This window comes from Bradyrhizobium sp. (genome assembly GCF_019244115.1).
GTDB lineage: Bacteria > Pseudomonadota > Alphaproteobacteria > Rhizobiales > Xanthobacteraceae > Bradyrhizobium.
The window spans coordinates 1-17,069 of record NZ_JAFATE010000202.1; the positions used below are offsets into that span (position 1 = coordinate 1).

Genomic DNA, 17,069 nt, shown 5'->3' on the forward strand with positions numbered 1-17,069 from the left:
GGTCGCCAAACCGCCCCAGTCCCACCACCTCGCAAGTAATCGTCACTGGCCTCTCCCGAATCAATCCGCCTCAAGGAATCAGCCATGTTCATCGCCTGCAATGCAGATGTGTGCACATGACAGCCGCTCGCGGGGAGAGGTGAACCCGATCTCACGCCGCGCGGGGCGGTGGCGCGTGGCAGGCCGGCGCGGGCGACGCCGCCATAGAGCGGCTCGTCCGGCATCGCGTCGCGCAGGGTTCGGCTCCGACGTCCGCGGCAAGCCGCTCGATGCCTGACTTTTTCAAGGCCTTGCCGAGCACGGCGCGCATCTCTACCTCTCGCGGGACCGTTTTCACGAGAGGCTGGAACCCTAAATGATTGATGCTGCCGTCAGGGCGCTGTCGCAGATCCTGTCACCGCCGATGCGCTCGATCCTGTGGCGCTCCATTGGCATGGCCCTGGCGCTGGTCGCGGTTCTCGCGATCGGCCTGCAGCGGCTCATGAGCTGGCTTGCAACCGAGGGTGCCGGCTGGGCGGAAGCGACGCTCGGGCCCACCTCGCACACGCCGCTCGACGTGCTCTCATGGATCATCTCGATCGCGGCCGGTCTCGGCGTCGTGTTCGGCGGCATCCTGCTGATGCCGGCGATCACCTCGCTGGTGGCGAGCTTGTTCGTCGACGAGGTCGCCGATCATGTCGAGCGCGAGCATTATCCGGCGGAGCGGCCCGGCGTCGCGCTGCCAATGGGCCTGGCTTTGCGCGAAGGGACGAAGACGGCCGCGCTCACCATCCTGGTGTATCTGATCGCGCTGCCCTTCGTGTTCCTCGCCGGCGCCGGCTTTTTGGTGTTCTTCATCGCCACCGCATGGCTCCTGGGCCGCGAATATTTCGAGCTCGCAGCGATGCGTTTCCGTCCGCCCTACGAGGCGAAAGCGATGCGGCGCGACAATGCATCCACGATCTTCGCTGCCGGGCTGATCATCGCGGCGTTCGTCTCGATCCCAATCGTCAACTTCGCGACGCCGCTGTTCGGCATGGCGTTCATGGTCCACATGCACAAGCGCCTGTCCGGCTCGCGGCCCGAACTGATCGAGCGCCGGACCAGCGTTCCCTACGTCTAAAGCGATTTGTCGCAGTCGCGGGCGAACGGCACCAGCAGCAGGCCGACGATGGCGACGCAGGCCAGCATCAGCCAGGCCTCGTTCACCGACAGCGCCAGTGATGCCTTTTCGACCAGCGGGCGCACATAGGCGATCGCCGCCGCGTCCGGCGGTCCCGCCGGGCGGCTGAGCAAAAGCTGCGGGTCGAGCCCGATCGCCTGCGCCGCGGAGACATCGCGCGCGAGCAGGCGGACGCGGAAATCGTCGGCAAAGACCGGCGCGCGGCCATACAGGATGGTGTCGATCAGCGCGATCCCGATCGCGCCGCCGAGATTGCGCATCAGGTTGAACAGGCCGGAAGCATCGGCCACCTCGCATTCGCTGAGTGCACCGAGCGCGATGCGCGTCGGCGGCAAGAGGCAGAACATGATGGCGATGCCACGCACCACCTGCGGCCAGAACATCTCGCCAAAATCCGCCACGCGCGGCTGCATGGCGCTTAAGGCGAGCCCGAGCGCGAACAGCGCGAATCCGGCCGCGGTCAAGGCCCGCGCGCCGATCCTGCTCTCCAAAAACACCGCAAGCGGCGCGGCGATCAGCTGGGACACGCCGGTCACCAGCATGATCATGCCGATCTCGAAGGCGTCATGTTTGCGGACGAAGGCGAGGAACACCGGCATCAGATAGACCGAGCCGAACAGGCCGACGCCGACGCAGAAGCTCAGGGCGCATCCGACCGCAAAAGGGCGGTGTCTCAACAGCGAAAGCTCCACGACCGGATGCGCGCATCTGATGCTTCGCCAGGCCGCAATCGCGATGCCGACCGCGCTCGCCGCAAGCAGCGCGAGACAGACCAGCGATGACCAGCCGCGCTGCGGCGCCTCCTTCAGCCCGATCTCGAGGCTCGCAAGCGCGGTGGCCAGCAACACCAGTGACCAGCTATCGAGCTTCGCGAGCTCGCCGAAATCGGTGCGTTCGTGCGGCAGAAGCTGCAGCGTGAACAGCGCGGTCACGACGCCGGGGATGACGTTGATGAGAAACAGCCACGGCCAGGACCAGTTGTCGGTGATCCAGCCGCCCACCACCGGGCCGATCGTCGGCGCCAGCACGGCGACGACGCCGCCGATCGTGGTTGCGATCGCGTGCAGGCGCGGCGGAAACAGCAGGAAGACCGCGGAAAATACCGAGGGGATCAGCACGCCGCCCGAAAAACCCTGCAGCACGCGGAAGAACAGCAGCACCGTGAAATCGCCGCTCCAGGCGCAGCCGACCGAGGCGAGCGTGAACGCGGTGACGGCGACGACGAACAGGAAGCGCAGGCTCAGCACGCGCGTGAACAGGCCGGTCAGCGGGATCGCGATGACCTCGGCGATCAGATAGGCGGTCTGGATCCAGCTCATCGCATCGGGCGAGATGCCGAGCGCCTTCTGGATCGTCGGCAAGGATGTCGCGACCACCTGGATGTCCAGGATGGCCATGAACATGCCAAGGCACATCGACAGGAAGGCCACCCAGGTCACGGCGGCTGGAACGTCCGTCCGCGTCTCCTGCAGAACGGTCATGCGGCGAACCGCGCGTTGACTGCCGATAGCGCGCGGTGCTCCGCGCGGAGGCGGATGGCGAGCACCGCGGCGTTCAGGAGAGTAAAGACCAGAGCCAGCAATGGCAGATGCAGCGCGAGGGGCAGCAGCGCAATCTCGGCCGCGACCACGGCATAATTGGGATGGGAAAAATAGCGATACGGCCCCGAAGTGACCAGCGGTGCGCCCGGCAGCACGATGATGCGCGTGGTCCATCGCTCGCCGAGGGTCAAGAGCACCCACAGGCGAACGCCCTGCATCACGATGAAAGCGGAGAGCGCTGTGAGATCCACACTTTGATCTCGTCCCCAGATCCACAAGCAGGCGAGCCAGGCGGCATGCATCGCGACCAGCAGAGGGTAGTGGCGGGCGCCGATTTCGATCGCGCCCTTCGCCAGGAGGCGGGCGGTGTTGTGGCGCGCGAGCACCAGCTCGCCAAGCCGCTGCAGCGTGACCACGAGAAGTATCGTCGTGGCAAGCGTCATGCCGCTTGCCGCAGCGACACGCAGCTTGCGGTGAAGCCGGGCCCGAGAGCCGTCATGACCGATCGCGACGGCAGGCCTTGCGCCAGCGCGCGCTCCAGCACGAACAGCACGGTCGGCGCGGACATGTTGCCGTAATCGGCAATGACGTCGCGCTCATGGTCGAGCGTGCCCTGGCCGAGCGAGAGCGCCCGTTCCAGCGCGAGGATCACCTTGGTGCCGCCGGGATGGCAGATGAAGCGATCGACATCATCGTGTTCGAGCTGCACTCGCGCGAGGATCTCGCGCACCGCGGGGCCCATGTTCTCGGTCACGAAGTCCGGAATGGTGCGCTGGAAGATCACGCCAAACCCCTCGGGATCGACACTCCATCCCATGATGTCGAGCGTATCGGGCCAGAGTTTTTCGCCTGATGCCTCGATCCGCGTGGCGCCGCCGTCGCCGGCGCGCAGCACGACCGCCGCGGCACCATCGCCGAACAGGCTGGCGGCGACGATATTGGCCTTGGTCAATTCGTCGTGACGGACCGCCAGCGTGCAGAGCTCCAGCGCCACAAACAGCACGTTGGTGCCCGGCCGCGCCTGCGCCAGGCGCGAGGCGATCGACAATCCTGAGACGCCGCCGGCACATCCGAGGCCGAACACGGGGACGCGCGAAACATCGGCGCGAAAGCCGAGTTTTCCGGCAACGCGCGCGTCGAGCGTCGGCGTGGCAATGCCGGTCGAGCAGACGGTGACGACGGTGTCGATCTCGTCGGCGGCGAGATCGGCCCGGGCGAGCGCCTGCTGCACGACGTCGATGAACAGGATCTCGGCGCCTTCCAGAAAGGCCTGCGTCCGCTCCGGCCAGCCGCGCTGCTCGAGATACCATTCGATCGGCTTGACGCCGTAACGGTTGCGAATGCCGGTGTTGGCAAACAGGCTGGCGAGCGTATCGAACTGCGGATAGCGATCGGCGAGCAGATCCCGCGCGCATTCCAGGATCTGCTTCTGATGGAATTGATACGGCGGGACCGAAGTCGCGAGGGAAACGAGCGCCGCCGTGTTGTTCATCTATCTGACCCTTCCACTCACAGCCCAACAACCGCGCATCAGGGTCAATATTCCAGATCCCATCCTGCTCTCTTGCTTGTCAGCTTCGCTAGACCGTAAAACCGGCGGTGGTGTGGCAACGCAGCCCGGACTGGCACGTTCGCATTCTTATGGTCAACGAGCTCGCTCCAACATGACACGAATGTCAGAACAAAGCCGTCGTCATGGCCGGGCTTGTCCAGCACAAGGCCGGGCATGACGCGTCGGTGTAACCGATCGAACCTCATCCAATCAGGCTCGCGCTAGACGGTCTTTTCCGGCCAGCGACAGAGATCGTTGATCAGGCAGACCTCGCAGCGCGGCTGGCGCGCGAGGCAGGTGTAGCGCCCGTGCAGGATCAGCCAGTGATGCGCGTGCAGCATGAACTCCGGCGGGATGATTTTTTCGAGGCCGAGTTCGACGTCGAGGGGCGTCTTGCCCGGTGCGAGATAAGTGCGGTTTGCAACCCGGAAGACATGGGTGTCGACCGCCATCGTGCGCTCGCCAAAGGCCATGTTAAGCACGACGTTGGCGGTCTTGCGCCCGGCGCCCGGCAGCGATTCGATCTCGGCACGGGTCTTCGGCACCTCGCCGCCAAACTCCCTGATCAGCTTGTGCGACAGCGCGATCACGTTTTTCGCCTTGGTACGGTAGAGCCCGATCGTCCTGATATAGTCGCGCAGCTTCTCTTCGCCGAGCGCGAGCATTTTTTGCGGCGTATCGGCGACCTGAAACAGCGTCCGCGTCGCCTTGTTGACGCCGGCATCGGTCGCCTGTGCCGACAGCACCACGGCGACCAGCAGCGTATAGGGGTTGAGATGTTCGAGCTCGCCCTTCGGCTCGGGATTGGCGTTCTGGAAGCGGGTGAATGCTTCCAGGACCTCCTCCGCGGACCAGGGTTTCAGAGATTTCGGCTTTTGGGCCTTCGGGAATTTTTTCGCGCCCGCGCCGGTCCTGCTCTTTGACTTCGATGCCCGCCCGGCCGTGCCGGCCTTGACGCCCTTCTTAACGCCTTTGGCCGGCACTTGCCGAACGGAAGCCTTCTTGGCGCGTTGGGGTCGGGTGATTTTGGCCATGATGTTTCGTATACTGACCCGCCATGACCGCAGGCAACGATTTTGACCTCGAAGCCGCCGAGCCGACACTGTTTTCGGCCCTGCTGACGCCGCACCGGTCGCTCAACCGCACCGGCTTTCTGCTGGTGATGGCCTGTGTCAGTGTGGTGAGTTTCGCGGCCGGCATCGCCTGCCTGATGATCGGGGCCTGGCCGGTGCTGGGTTTCCTCGGCCTCGACGTGCTCGCGATCTATCTTGCCTTCAAGATCAATTTCCGTAGCGCCAAGGCCTATGAGGAAATCCTGGTCACACCGTCGGAGCTCAGGCTGCGCCGGGTCAGCCATCGCGGTCATGTGATGGAGTTCGCCTTCAATCCGCTGTGGGTGCAACTCGACCAGGTGATCCACGAGGAGTTCGGCGTGGAAAGGCTTTTTCTGGTCTCGAAAGGCCGTCGCGTGGCCCTGGCGAGCTTTCTCGGACCGGACGAAAAGGCAAGCTTTGCCAAAGCCTTATTGGCCGCACTCGCTGCCGCCCGGAGGGGTCCGATCTACCATCCGATAAGGTGAGCGAGATCAGGAATCGGGTGGTTGCAGCCCCCTCGCTGTCCTACATTTCGCGCATGATGACACTCGCCATACATGACCAGCGCCTGGCCAGGCCAGGCCAACAGAGCGCCGCTCTCCGCGACTATGATTCGGTGCGCCGCGCTATCGCGTTCATATCGGAACATTGGCGCCAGCAGCCGACTATCGAAGCCGTGGCGGATGCGGCCGGCTGCACGCCGGACGAACTGCACCATCTGTTTCGCCGCTGGGCCGGGCTGACGCCGAAGGGTTTCATGCAGGCGCTGACGCTCGATCACGCCAAGGGCCTGCTGCGCGGCTCGGCCAGCGTGCTGGATGCCGCGCTCGATTCCGGACTGTCAGGGCCGGGCCGGCTGCACGACCTGTTCGTCACCCATGAAGCGATGTCGCCCGGTGAATGGAAGGTCGGCGGCGCCGGCATGACGATGCGATACGGATTTCACGCCTGCCCCTTCGGCACGGCGCTGGTGATCGCGACCAACCGCGGGCTCGCCGGCCTTGCGTTTGCCGATCCGGGTGACGAAGCCGCGGCGCTGGCCGACATGCGCAGCCGCTGGCCGAACGCCACCTATGTCGAAGATCTTGATGGCACGGCCGCGATCGCGCAGCGCATCTTCGACACAAAGCTGTGGCGGCCCGATCAGCCGCTGCGCGTGGTGCTGATCGGCACCGATTTCGAGGTGCGGGTCTGGGAGACGCTGCTCAAGATTCCGATGGGACGGGCGGTCTGCTACTCCGATATTGCGCAAAAAATCCAGGCGCCCAAGGCCTCGCGCGCGGTCGGCGCAGCAGTTGGAAAAAACCCGATCTCGTTCGTGGTGCCCTGCCATCGCGCGCTCGGCAAGGGTGGCGCGCTGACCGGCTATCACTGGGGTATTACCCGCAAGCAGGCAATGATCGGCTGGGAAGCGGGGCAGATCGGACTGCAGTAATCGCGGGCGCCCCCAACCCCAGCCTTCCCCGCAAGCGGGGGAGGGAGCACCTCCGGCGCGGCAACGATCGAACCTGAGCTCATTACGCTTTTACATTGGATCAGGCTGCTCGCGCGTCCCGCTCGCGGACGCGGCGCGCGCTGCGAGCTCCTTGGCCACTCCGGCGATGACGTCGTCCCAGGTGTCCGTCTGTCCTTTGCGGAACAGCCGCGCGCTCGGATACCACGGGCTGGTGGCACGATCGAGCAGCCAGCGGAAGTCGGGCACGCGCGGCAGCAGCACCCAGACCGGCTTGCCCATCGCGCCGGCGAGATGCGCAACCGCGGTGTCGACGGTGATGACCAGATCGAGCTGCGCGACGATGGCGGCGGTATCGGCAAAATCACGCAAGCCGCCGCCGAGATCGATGACATTGCCGCAGCGGCGGGCGTCGTCGGCGTCGGTGGCGCGGATGTCCTTCTGCAGGCTGACGAAGCGGGCACCGGGAATAGCGGTGAGCGGCGCCAGCCGTGCAAACGGGATGGAGCGCTCATGGTCCCTGACATTGTCCGGGTGACCCGACCAGGCCAGACCGACACGCAAGCCGTCGCCTGGCAGACGCGGCGCCCATGCGGCGATCCGGTCGGCCGGCGCGATGATGTAGGGCACGCCGCTCGGGATGCTCGCCAGCGTTGTCGCAAACACGCGCGGCAGGCTGAGCAGGGGACAGTGTCGATCGAAAGGCGGCAGCGGATCGCGGCCGGCCGCAATCACCTGCAATCCGAACAGCCCGCCGAGCAGCGGCTCAAGCCGCGGCTGGACTTCGAGAACGACATCTATTCCGCGCGCGGCGGCGAGCGCGGCGAAGCGGGCGAACTGAATGGTGTCGCCAAAACCCTGCTCGGCATGCAGCAGAAGACGCTGGCCGACAATGTCCTCACCTGTCCATTCGCCTTGCGAAAAACCGCGCTCGGCCCAGCTCGGCAGCTTGCGGCGCCATTCATACGCGGGCCAGCCCTCTGCAAAATCACCTGACAGCAGCAGCAACAGCGCCCGATTGATCTGCGCCTCGGCATGATCCGGCGCGATCGCGGCGACGCGATCGTAAGTCGAAAGCGCCTCATCGAAGCGACGCAGCTCCTGCAGGACGCTCGCCCGGTTGATCAGCGCCGCAACCGAATCGGAGGCGAGCGCCAGCGCGCGGTCGCAGCTCGCCAGCGCCTCATCAATTCGATCGAGCGCCTGCAGCGTCACGGCGCGATTCGACAGCGCTTCCGGATAATCCGGACGCAGCCGCAGGGCGGCATCATAGCTTGCCAGCGCGTCGTCGAAGCGACGCAGCAGTTTTAGCAGATTACCACGATTGGACAGCGCCTCGGCGTAGTCCGGCCGCACGGCCAGCGCGCGGTCGTAGCTTGCGAGCGCCTCCTGCAGCCGGCCGAGCTCCTTGAGCGCGTCGCCCCGGTTCGACAGCGCCTCCGAATGGTCCGGACTCGCCGCGAGCGCATCATCGTAGCTTGCGAGCGCCTCCTCAAAACGCTTCAGTTCGTGCAGGGTCACGCCGCGATTGAAGAGCGCCTGCGCGTCGCCCGGCCGTGCCGTTAGCGCGCGCTCGTAGCTCGAAAGCGCGTCATCGAGACGGCCCAGCGCCTTGAGCGCGTTGCCGCGGTTTGCCAGCGCCTCGCTGAAATGCGGCGCCACTGCGAGCGCCCGATCATAGCTCGACAGCGCCTCGTCGCTCTGCCCGAGCGCCGCAAGCGCGGCGCCGCGATTGCACAGGGCTTCGACATGATCCGGTTTCGTCAGCAAAGCGCGCTCGTAGGCCTCCAGCGCCTCGCACGGCCGTCCGAGCGCGAGCAGGGCATTGCCGCGGTTATAGCGCAGCTCGGCGTCGTCGGGACGCAGCGACAAAGCGCGGTCGTAGCTTTCGATCGCATCCGCAAAGCGTTTCAGGCCGGCAAGCGCGAGGCCGTGGTTGGAATGGTACAGCGCGCTCATCCTGTCGCGCGCGATGGCCCGGCCGATCAGATCGACGGCGACGTCATGGCGGCCGACCTGGGATGCAATCACGCCAAGCAGGTGCAGGGCGTCGGCATGATCAGGCTGCAGCGCCAGCGTCTCGCGATAATGCGCTTCCGCCTGGGCGAGCCGGCCGCACTGATGATGCTTGAGGCCGGCGGAAAAAAGCCCGGCAGCACGCGGATCCGCAGGGGAGCCGCCGGTTCGCTTCGCGGCCGCCGCGGCCGCGCGGCGCAGTTTGCGGTTCATGTTCTGGTCCCCCGAGATCAATCTCGCGAAGCGCCGATCGCTCCGCCGGGCAACACGCACTGAACGGGGCGGAGTCTAGGCGGATGCAGTGATTCGGGATATGGCGGGCTGAGCCTCGTGCATCGACAGGACGATGCAACCGGCCGCCGCGAGTGGGGCTAGGCCGCCAGATCGAGCTTCGAGGCGACGGTGGAATCGGCGTTGAGCCGATAGATGATCGGCACACCGGTCGCGAGCTCGCGTTTCAAAATGCCCTCCGGCGAGAGTTTTTCCAACACCATGATCAGCGCACGCAGCGAGTTGCCGTGGGCGGCGACCAGCGTGCGTTCGCCGCGCAGCACGCCGGGCAAGATCTCCTGGACGTAATAGGGTAGCGCGCGCGCCAGCGTATCCTTCAGGCTTTCGCCGCCCGGCGGCGGCACGTCATAGGAGCGGCGCCAGACATGGACCTGCTCCTCGCCCCAGCGCTTGCGCGCGTCGTCCTTGTTGAGGCCGGAGAGATCACCATAGTCGCGCTCGTTGAGCGCGAGATCCTTTTTGGTCGATAGTCCGGTCTGGCCGATCTCTGCAAGCAAGAGGTCGAGCGTATGCTGCGCGCGCGTGAGCACGGAGGTGAAGGCGATGTCGAACTTAAGGCCCTGCGCCTTCAGCTTGCGGCCGGCATCCCTTGCCTCCGCAATACCCTGCTCCGTCAGGTCCGGATCCTTCCAGCCCGTGAACAGGTTTTTGAGATTCCATTCACTCTGGCCGTGACGCACGAGCACGAGAAGACGATCGCTCATTGCATGGTGTCCGTTTTGATCTTCGATCAGGAATCGCCGATGCCGAGCACATCGAACATCGAATAGAGCCCGGGGTTTTTGCCTTGCGCCCACAGTGCGGCCTTCAGCGCACCATGGGCGAACAAGGTCCGATCCTCGGCGTGATGGGACAGAATGAGGCGCTCATGATGGCCGGCAAAAATCACGCTGTGGTCGCCGGCGGCGGTGCCGCCGCGGAGCGATGCGAAGCCGATATCGCCGTCGCGACGCGCGCCGGTCATGCCGTCGCGGCCGCGCGCCGAATGGTTTTCCAGCGCAATGCCGCGTCCCTCCGCCGCCGCCTGTCCCAGCATCAACGCGGTGCCGGAGGGCGCATCGACCTTGGCCCTGTGATGCAGTTCGAGAATCTCAATATCGAAACTCGGGTCGAGCGATTTTGCCGCCCGCCGCACCAGCGCCGCGAGCAGGTTCACCCCGAGACTCATATTGCCGGATTTCACCACGACGGCGCGGTCGGTGACGCTCTTGATGACGGCATCGTCCGAAGCCGAGAGGCCGGTCGTGCCGATGACGTGGACGAGGCCGCGCTGGGCGGCGATGGCGACATTGGCGATGGTCGCCGCCGGCACCGTGAAATCGAGGATGCCGTCGGCGGCTTCCGACATCGCCCACAGGTCGGCCGAGAGTTTCGTGCCATTGGCCGGCAGGCCGGCGAGCACGCCTGCATCCTTGCCCAGGAGTTCGGAGGTCGGCGCTTCCAGCGCACCGACCAGCACCGCGCCCTCTGTTTCCGAGATCACGCGGGTCAGCGTGCGGCCCATCCGGCCGCCGGCCCCCGCAACAATCAACCGCATGTCTGCCATGACGTTACCTCTGCTGCGCCCTATAGCGGGCGCAGGCCAATCCGGCAACCTGCGCGTCGGGAATGACTGTTACAGGGTCGTCCCGGGCTGGTCCAAAGGACCAGACCCGGAATCTCGAGATTCCGGGTTCGTGCTTCGCACGCCCCGGAATGACGAGCGGAAAATATCAGGGCTGCGGGCCGTCAAACCCCTCGATGATGATGAGGTCGACGATCGAATGCGGCTGCCGCACCTTGATGTTCTCCTGGTATTCCGGCGAACGGTAACAGGCGAGCGCGGTCTCATAGTCGGGGAATTCGATCACCACGTTGCGCGCCCGGCTTTCGCCTTCCACGCCGGTGAATTTGCCGCCACGCACGACATAGCGGGCGCCGAACTTCTTCAAGATCGCCGGATTAGCGGCCGAATAGGGCTTGAAACCCTCATCATTGTGGACGTCGACGCGTCCGATCCAGTAACCCTTCGCCATTTGCTGTTCTCCTATGCAAGCGCCGATGCGATCTCCGCCACGATATTTTCCGCCGCTGCCACCGGATCGTCGGCCGCAATCACCGGGCGGGCGACCACCAGCCGGTCCGCGCCGGCCGCGATTGCGAGCGTTGGCGTCATGACCCGCTTCTGGTCGCCGACATCCGTCCCACCCGGGCGGATGCCGGGCGTGATGAGCTGCATCTCGGGACCTAACAGTTGGCGCACCGATTGAGTTTCCTCAGGCGACAGGATCAGGCCGGGCATGCCGATCTCCTTCGCCTGCTGCGCGCGCCGGGCGACCAGGTCCTTGACGCCGAGTGCATAGCCGGCGTCGGCAAGATCGGTGTCGTCACAAGAGGTCAGGACCGTGACCGCAAGCAGTTCGAGACCAGAGCCGGCGGCCCCAGCAAGTGCGGCCTTCATGCTTTGCGGATAGGCGTGAATGGTGAGAAAGCGCGCGCCGAGCCGCGCGATCTGCCGCGTCGCGCGCTCGACGGTGTTGGGGATGTCGTGCAGCTTCAGATCGATGAAGACGCCCTTGCCGCCGCCGACCAGACGCTCCGCCAGCGCAAGGCCGCCGGCATAGGTCAGCTCCATGCCGATCTTGTAGAAGGTGACGGTCTCGCCCAGTCGTTTGATCATCGCCTCGGCCGCTTCGACCGAGGGCAGATCGAGGCCGACGATGAGCCGGTCGCGCGGCGCAATCTCGCGTGCTGCTTCCCGCATTGGAGGCCTTGCCTGAGCGCTTGCCATCGCCGCCATCTCTCCTCCCTTACGTCATACGGTCCGACGTTTCGATCAACTGCCGGACCATTGCGGTCAGCGCCTCGATATCTGCAAAATGCTTCAGCCTGTCCATATCGTCATAGGCCTGCCCGGCAAAGGACAAGGCGAGCTGGTTCGGGATCACCATCGCATGACAGGCTGACAGGATCAGCCGCAAGGCGGCCAGTGCACGGGCCCCGCCAAGTCGGCTTTCGGAGGCCGACGCGATGGCAAAGGCGCGCTCGCGAAAAACCTGGCCGCGGGTCTCGTGTGGGTCCTGCACGCGGCTCACCCAGTCGATCGCGTTCTTCACCAGCGCCGGGACCGAGGCGTTGTATTCGGGCGTGACGATCAGAACGCCGCGATGGGCGCCGATCATGCGCTTGAGGTTGATCGCGTGCTTTGGAATGCCCGATCTTGCCTGCAGGTCGGCGTCGTAGATCGGCAGCGGGAAGTCGGCAAGCGAGATGCGCGTCGCCTGAACGTCGGCCTGCGCGAACGCATAGGCCGCGGCCGCGGCCAGCTTGACGTTGTGCGAGCCGGTGCGCAGCGAGCCGGGAATGATGAGGATCTTTGGCCCCGCCATCAGGACAAATCTGTGCTCGCGTCAGAAAGCACCGCCGTGGACCGCACGATGGCGCCAGGAGGAAGGTTCCCGATCAATCCTTGCGATACACCCAGACGCGAGCGGGCGGAAGGTTCATCCAGATCCGCTCGGACGCCTCTGTGGATACGCCGGGCAGCGATTTCGGGATCGGCGGTACCACCGAATAGGTGAACTGCACGAAGGGCGCGCCGGGCTTGAGCGCCGCGAAGGCGTCGCGGACGAGTTTCAGCCGAGTCAGCATCGGCTTGGTGACCAGCGGCAGGCCCGACACCATGGCGGTCGCGGGCGAGGCCAGGACATTCCACAGCGTATCCCGCAGCGCATAGGCGTCGCCCTGGACCACCTTGGCGTGGGGATAGCGGTCGCGCAGCAACGCGCAGAAACTCGGATTGTACTCGACGAGCACCAACCGCTTCTGATCGACGCCGTGCTCAATCAGCGCGCTGGTGATCGCACCGGTCCCGGGGCCCAGTTCGACCACCGGTCCAGACGCGTAGGGATCGACATATTGCGCCATCGTGCGGGCCAGGAAACGTCCCGACGGCATGACCGCGCCCATGTGAAGCGGCTTCTCGATCCACGAACGGAGAAAGCGAACCTCGTCGTCGAGACGGAGGGGCTTTTTCGACGCACGCAGGGACGATTGCAATGGCATGTCGTTACCAGACGGGACCGCGTTTCCGCAGCAATGTCAGAAAACAGTCACAAAGACGTATAGGGAGCGGACGGGACGGTCAAGCAGAACACCCGTGTCAGGAACTGGCACGGGTGGCGAAGAAGTCCTTGACCTTGGTGAAGAAGCCGGAGGACTCGGGCTGCGTTGCACCAGACGAGAGTTTTTCGAATTCGGTGAGCAGTTCCTGCTGTCGCTTGGTCAGGTTCTGCGGTGTCTCGACGACGACTTGGACATACATGTCGCCGGTCTGGCGCGAGCGCAGCACCGGCATGCCTTTCGATGCAATGCGGAAACGCCGAGCGGTCTGGGTGCCTGCGGGGATTTTGACCTTGGTCTTGCCCTTGTCGATGGTCGGCACCTCGAACTCGCCGCCGAGCGCCGCCGTCACCATCGAAATCGGAACGCGGCAATGCAGGTCGGCGCCATCGCGCTGGAAGAACTCGTGCGCGGTCAGCGACAGAAAAATATAGAGATCGCCCGCCGGCCCGCCGCGGAACCCCGCCTCGCCCTCGCCCGCAAGGCGGATCCGCGTGCCGTCTTCGACGCCCTGCGGAATGTTGACCGACAAGGTACGCTCCCGGGTCACCCGCCCGGAACCCGAGCAAGACTGACAGGCGTCCTCGATCATCTGGCCACGGCCCTGGCAGCCCGGGCAGGTTCGCTCCAGTGTGAAGAAGCCCTGCGCCTGCCGGATCCGTCCGGCGCCGCCGCACGTGGAACAGTTTTTCGGCTTGGTGCCCGCCCTCGCGCCGGTGCCCGAACAGGATTCGCACGTGACGGAGACCGGAATCTCGATCTTCGCGGTCTTGCCGAGATACGCTTCCTCAAGCGTGATTTCCATGTTGTAGCGCAGATCGGCGCCACGCTCGCGGCCGCCGCCACGGCCGCGCTGCGCGGCCATGCCGAACAGATCTTCGAAAATGTCGGAGAATGAAGAGGCAAAGCCTGCCCCGAAACCGGGACCACCGCCGCCAAAACCTGAGCCTTGCTCGAAGGCCGCATGACCGTAGCGATCATAGGCCGCGCGTTTGTCGCTGTCCTTCAGGACCTCGTACGCTTCGTTGATTTCCTTGAAGCGGATCTCGCTCGCGGCATCGCCGGGATTGCGGTCCGGGTGCCACTTCATGGCCAGCTTGCGGAACGCTGCCTTCAGCCTGTTGTCGTCTGCGTCGCGTTCGACTTCGAGGGTTTCGTAATAGCAGCGCTTCGTGGACATGCTGAACTCTGCTTACCAAATCGCGACCGTGCCCCCCGCCAGAGCGGGGCGGCGAGATGGGTTCAACATAAACGGATGGTATTGACTGATCGTAATCGGTGCGCGCCCGCCACCTGCAACGCTGCGCGTGGCGACCTCCCCCTGGAAGGGGGAGGCGGCCTTGAGGGGGAGCGCACCGGTCCGCATCGCTGGTCCGCGCGGGGCTTAAGCGGACTTCTTCTTGTCGTCGTCGACCTCGGTAAATTCCGCGTCGACCACATCGTCCTTCGCCGCATCCTTCGCAGCGTCGGCCTCGGCCTGCTGCTTGTACATCGCCTCGCCGAGCTTCATCGAAGCCTGCGCCAGCGTGTTGGTCTTGGCCTTGATCGCCTCGGCATCGTCACCCTTCAGCGCCTCCTTGAGGTCGCTGACGGCATCCTCGATCGAGCGCCGCTCGGTCTCGGCGATCTTCGAGCCATGCTCGGCGAGCGCTTTCTCGGTCGAATGCACCAGCGCGTCCGCGTGGTTCTTGGCATCGACCGCCTCACGACGCTTCTTGTCGGCGGCGGCGTTGGCCTCGGCGTCCTTGACCATCTTCTCGATGTCGGCCTCCGACAAACCGCCGGACGCCTGGATGCGGATCTGCTGCTCCTTGCCGGTGGCCTTGTCCTTGGCCGAGACGTTGACGATGCCATTGGCGTCGATGTCGAAGGTCACCTCGATCTGCGGCATGCCGCGCGGCGCTGGCGGAATGCCCATCAGGTCGAACTGGCCGAGCATCTTGTTGTCGGCCGCCATCTCGCGCTCGCCCTGGAACACGCGGATGGTTACCGCATTCTGGTTGTCCTCGGCGGTCGAGAACACCTGGCTCTTCTTGGTCGGGATCGTGGTGTTGCGGTCGATGATGCGGGTGAACACGCCACCCAGCGTCTCGATGCCGAGCGACAGCGGCGTGACGTCGAGCAGCAGCACGTCCTTGACGTCGCCCTGCAGCACGCCGGCCTGGATCGCAGCGCCGATCGCGACCACCTCATCCGGGTTGACGCCCTTGTGCGGCTCCTTGCCGAAAAACTGCTTCACCATTTCCTGGATTTTCGGCATGCGCGTCATGCCGCCGACCAGCACCACCTCGCCGACTTCACCGGCGGTGAGGCCGGCATCCTTCAGCGCCTTGCGGCAGGGCTCGATGGTCTTTTCCACGAGATCGGCCACCAGCGCCTCGAACTTGGCGCGCGTCAGCTTCATCGTCAGATGTTTCGGGCCGGATTGATCGGCCGTGATGAACGGCAGGTTGATCTCGGTCTGCGCCGTCGAGGACAGCTCGATCTTGGCCTTTTCAGCCGCCTCCTTCAGGCGCTGCAGCGCAAGCTTGTCGTTGCGCAGGTTGATGCCCTGCTCCTTCTGGAATTCGTCGGCCAGATAGTTGACCAGCCGCATGTCGAAATCTTCGCCGCCGAGGAAGGTGTCGCCATTGGTCGACTTCACCTCGAACACGCCGTCACCGATCTCGAGGATCGAGATATCGAACGTGCCGCCGCCAAGGTCATAGACCGCGATGGTACCGGATTTCGTCTTGTCGAGGCCGTAGGCCAGCGCCGCCGCAGTCGGCTCGTTGATGATGCGCAGCACTTCGAGGCCGGCGATCTTGCCGGCGTCCTTGGTGGCCTGGCGCTGGGCGTCGTTGAAATAGGCGGGAACCGTGATCACGGCCTGCTCGACCTTCTGCCCGAGATGCGCTTCGGCGGTCTCCTTCATCTTCTGCAGGATGAACGCCGAGATCTGCGAGGGCGAATAGGTCTTGCCGTCGGCTTCGACCCAGGCATCGCCGTTGGAGGCTTTGACGATCTTGTAGGGGACGAGCTTCTTGTCCTTTTCGACCATCGGATCGTCGTAGCGGCGGCCGATCAGCCGCTTCACGGCGAAGAAGGTCCGCTCGGGATTCGTGACCGCCTGGCGCTTGGCGGGCTGGCCGACCAACCGTTCACCATCATCGGTGAAGGCGACGATCGACGGTGTCGTGCGCATGCCTTCCGAGTTCTCGATGACTTTCGGATTTTTGCCATCCATCACGGCAACGCACGAATTGGTGGTGCCGAGATCGATCCCAATGACCTTTCCCATGGTCCTGATGTCCTTCTCGTTGCAGCAGGTTGGACGGGCCCTGACGGCGCCCCGATCCAAAACCCCCTTAGATCAAATACTCGCGATATTGCGACGGTATGCCTCATATAGGAGAGGGCAATGCGCCTGCAAGGACCGGGCCGCACCCTTGCCCAAGGAAAGGGCTGAAGAATTCCGCCGCGGACACGCCTTCAGGTAACAGAGACCCGCGAGGTCGCTCGTTCCGGCACACTGTGCCGCCCTATTTTTGAAGGGTTAAAACAGCTAAAAGCGAGCCGACCGACGGACGCCCCCCGACCGACAAACATTTGGGCGCGCCGGCTGACCGTTGAACGGCGATCCACCTCAAACAGGTTTTTCATGAAGCTCCTCCGAACAATCACTGCCGCTGTCCTGCTTGCCGCCGCGTTCCGGCCCGCATTCGCCGCAGAGGCGATCTTCCCGCCGGGGCTGCGGGTCGGGCTGACCCCGCCGGCCGGGCTCGCGCTGGCCAAGACCTTCCCCGGCTTCGAGACCATGGACCGCAGCGTCAAGGTCCTGCTGACCGAACTCCCGGTGCAGGCCTATGCGGAAGTCGTG

At 64.9% G+C, this 17,069-nt stretch carries 16 protein-coding genes and 1 pseudogene; 4 read left to right on the plus strand and 13 right to left on the minus strand.

Going from position 1 to position 17,069, the window contains the following annotated elements:
* Window positions 1-355 precede the first annotated feature (355 nt).
* Window positions 356-1,102: a sulfate transporter family protein gene (locus tag JOZ76_RS08725; RefSeq protein WP_291698223.1), complete on the plus strand. Its 747-nt coding sequence runs from the start codon at window positions 356-358 to the stop codon at window positions 1,100-1,102.
* Here the strand turns inward: JOZ76_RS08725 and JOZ76_RS08730 are convergent.
* The 4 genes from JOZ76_RS08730 to nth form a co-directional block, all read right to left on the minus strand.
* Window positions 1,099-2,643 carry a DHA2 family efflux MFS transporter permease subunit gene (locus JOZ76_RS08730; protein WP_441299999.1) on the minus strand — a complete coding sequence of 515 codons (1,545 nt, stop codon included), beginning with the start codon at window positions 2,641-2,643 and terminating at the stop codon, window positions 1,099-1,101. The two genes, JOZ76_RS08725 and JOZ76_RS08730, sit on opposite strands and share 4 nt — an antisense overlap.
* The gene (locus JOZ76_RS08735) at window positions 2,640-3,146 is read right to left on the minus strand and encodes an isoprenylcysteine carboxyl methyltransferase family protein (protein ID WP_291698224.1); all 507 of its coding nucleotides are present in this window, start codon (window positions 3,144-3,146) and stop codon (window positions 2,640-2,642) included. Before JOZ76_RS08735 ends, JOZ76_RS08730 begins: the two co-directional genes overlap by 4 nt.
* The gene (locus JOZ76_RS08740) at window positions 3,143-4,195 is read right to left on the minus strand and encodes a type III polyketide synthase (protein ID WP_291698225.1); all 1,053 of its coding nucleotides are present in this window, start codon (window positions 4,193-4,195) and stop codon (window positions 3,143-3,145) included. Before JOZ76_RS08740 ends, JOZ76_RS08735 begins: the two co-directional genes overlap by 4 nt.
* 281 nt (window positions 4,196-4,476) lie before the next feature.
* Window positions 4,477-5,289 carry an endonuclease III gene (nth, locus tag JOZ76_RS08745; protein WP_291698226.1) on the minus strand — a complete coding sequence of 271 codons (813 nt, stop codon included), beginning with the start codon at window positions 5,287-5,289 and terminating at the stop codon, window positions 4,477-4,479.
* A gap of 23 nt (window positions 5,290-5,312) precedes the next feature.
* Between nth and JOZ76_RS08750 the strand changes: the two genes are divergently transcribed.
* Window positions 5,313-5,834, plus strand: coding sequence for a DUF2244 domain-containing protein (locus JOZ76_RS08750; protein WP_291698227.1), 522 nt, complete (start codon window positions 5,313-5,315; stop codon window positions 5,832-5,834).
* Between the two features lie 53 nt (window positions 5,835-5,887).
* Window positions 5,888-6,784 (plus strand): bifunctional helix-turn-helix domain-containing protein/methylated-DNA--[protein]-cysteine S-methyltransferase, encoded by an 897-nt coding sequence (locus JOZ76_RS08755; protein ID WP_291698238.1) that lies wholly within the window; start codon window positions 5,888-5,890, stop codon window positions 6,782-6,784.
* A 90-nt stretch (window positions 6,785-6,874) separates the two neighbouring features.
* Here the strand turns inward: JOZ76_RS08755 and JOZ76_RS08760 are convergent, their stop codons facing one another.
* The 9 genes from JOZ76_RS08760 to dnaK all read right to left on the minus strand — a co-directional run bounded on the left by JOZ76_RS08760 (window position 6,875) and on the right by dnaK (window position 16,490).
* Window positions 6,875-9,031, minus strand: coding sequence for a tetratricopeptide repeat protein (locus JOZ76_RS08760; protein ID WP_291698228.1), 2,157 nt, complete (start codon window positions 9,029-9,031; stop codon window positions 6,875-6,877).
* A 158-nt stretch (window positions 9,032-9,189) separates the two neighbouring features.
* A complete protein-coding gene (locus tag JOZ76_RS08765; RefSeq protein ID WP_291698229.1) occupies window positions 9,190-9,813 on the minus strand; it encodes a 2,3-bisphosphoglycerate-dependent phosphoglycerate mutase in 624 nt (207 codons plus the stop codon).
* Window positions 9,814-9,839: 26 nt separating this feature from the next.
* Window positions 9,840-10,655 carry a 4-hydroxy-tetrahydrodipicolinate reductase gene (dapB, locus tag JOZ76_RS08770; protein WP_291698230.1) on the minus strand — a complete coding sequence of 272 codons (816 nt, stop codon included), beginning with the start codon at window positions 10,653-10,655 and terminating at the stop codon, window positions 9,840-9,842.
* Window positions 10,656-10,821: 166 nt separating this feature from the next.
* Window positions 10,822-11,124 carry a DUF1330 domain-containing protein gene (locus JOZ76_RS08775; protein WP_291698231.1) on the minus strand — a complete coding sequence of 101 codons (303 nt, stop codon included), beginning with the start codon at window positions 11,122-11,124 and terminating at the stop codon, window positions 10,822-10,824.
* 11 nt (window positions 11,125-11,135) lie between these two features.
* Entirely contained in the window at window positions 11,136-11,852 is a 717-nt protein-coding gene (gene pyrF / locus JOZ76_RS08780; protein WP_291698232.1) for an orotidine-5'-phosphate decarboxylase, read from the minus strand.
* A gap of 46 nt (window positions 11,853-11,898) precedes the next feature.
* Window positions 11,899-12,477: an NADPH-dependent FMN reductase gene (locus tag JOZ76_RS08785; protein ID WP_291698233.1), complete on the minus strand. Its 579-nt coding sequence runs from the start codon at window positions 12,475-12,477 to the stop codon at window positions 11,899-11,901.
* Between the two features lie 73 nt (window positions 12,478-12,550).
* Entirely contained in the window at window positions 12,551-13,153 is a 603-nt protein-coding gene (locus JOZ76_RS08790; protein WP_291698234.1) for a class I SAM-dependent methyltransferase, read from the minus strand.
* A 97-nt stretch (window positions 13,154-13,250) separates the two neighbouring features.
* On the minus strand, window positions 13,251-14,390 hold the full coding sequence (gene dnaJ / locus JOZ76_RS08795) for a molecular chaperone DnaJ (protein ID WP_291698235.1): 1,140 nt from the start codon (window positions 14,388-14,390) through the stop codon (window positions 13,251-13,253).
* A gap of 204 nt (window positions 14,391-14,594) precedes the next feature.
* Window positions 14,595-16,490 (minus strand): molecular chaperone DnaK, encoded by a 1,896-nt coding sequence (dnaK, locus tag JOZ76_RS08800; RefSeq protein ID WP_291698236.1) that lies wholly within the window; start codon window positions 16,488-16,490, stop codon window positions 14,595-14,597.
* Window positions 16,491-16,850: 360 nt separating this feature from the next.
* Between dnaK and JOZ76_RS08805 the strand changes: the two are divergent.
* Window positions 16,851-17,069, plus strand: a pseudogene (locus JOZ76_RS08805) (hypothetical protein); the annotation flags it as partial.

Coding starts and splice junctions, on each gene's coding strand:
- JOZ76_RS08725 (WP_291698223.1), top strand. CDS start 356: ATGATTGATGCTGCCGTCAGGGCGCTGTCGCAGATCCTGTCACCGCCG.
- JOZ76_RS08730 (WP_441299999.1), bottom strand. CDS start 2,643: ATGACCGTTCTGCAGGAGACGCGGACGGACGTTCCAGCCGCCGTGACC.
- JOZ76_RS08735 (WP_291698224.1), bottom strand. CDS start 3,146: ATGACGCTTGCCACGACGATACTTCTCGTGGTCACGCTGCAGCGGCTT.
- JOZ76_RS08740 (WP_291698225.1), bottom strand. CDS start 4,195: ATGAACAACACGGCGGCGCTCGTTTCCCTCGCGACTTCGGTCCCGCCG.
- nth (WP_291698226.1), bottom strand. CDS start 5,289: ATGGCCAAAATCACCCGACCCCAACGCGCCAAGAAGGCTTCCGTTCGG.
- JOZ76_RS08750 (WP_291698227.1), top strand. CDS start 5,313: ATGACCGCAGGCAACGATTTTGACCTCGAAGCCGCCGAGCCGACACTG.
- JOZ76_RS08755 (WP_291698238.1), top strand. CDS start 5,888: ATGATGACACTCGCCATACATGACCAGCGCCTGGCCAGGCCAGGCCAA.
- JOZ76_RS08760 (WP_291698228.1), bottom strand. CDS start 9,031: ATGAACCGCAAACTGCGCCGCGCGGCCGCGGCGGCCGCGAAGCGAACC.
- JOZ76_RS08765 (WP_291698229.1), bottom strand. CDS start 9,813: ATGAGCGATCGTCTTCTCGTGCTCGTGCGTCACGGCCAGAGTGAATGG.
- dapB (WP_291698230.1), bottom strand. CDS start 10,655: ATGGCAGACATGCGGTTGATTGTTGCGGGGGCCGGCGGCCGGATGGGC.
- JOZ76_RS08775 (WP_291698231.1), bottom strand. CDS start 11,124: ATGGCGAAGGGTTACTGGATCGGACGCGTCGACGTCCACAATGATGAG.
- pyrF (WP_291698232.1), bottom strand. CDS start 11,852: ATGCGGGAAGCAGCACGCGAGATTGCGCCGCGCGACCGGCTCATCGTC.
- JOZ76_RS08785 (WP_291698233.1), bottom strand. CDS start 12,477: ATGGCGGGGCCAAAGATCCTCATCATTCCCGGCTCGCTGCGCACCGGC.
- JOZ76_RS08790 (WP_291698234.1), bottom strand. CDS start 13,153: ATGCCATTGCAATCGTCCCTGCGTGCGTCGAAAAAGCCCCTCCGTCTC.
- dnaJ (WP_291698235.1), bottom strand. CDS start 14,390: ATGTCCACGAAGCGCTGCTATTACGAAACCCTCGAAGTCGAACGCGAC.
- dnaK (WP_291698236.1), bottom strand. CDS start 16,490: ATGGGAAAGGTCATTGGGATCGATCTCGGCACCACCAATTCGTGCGTT.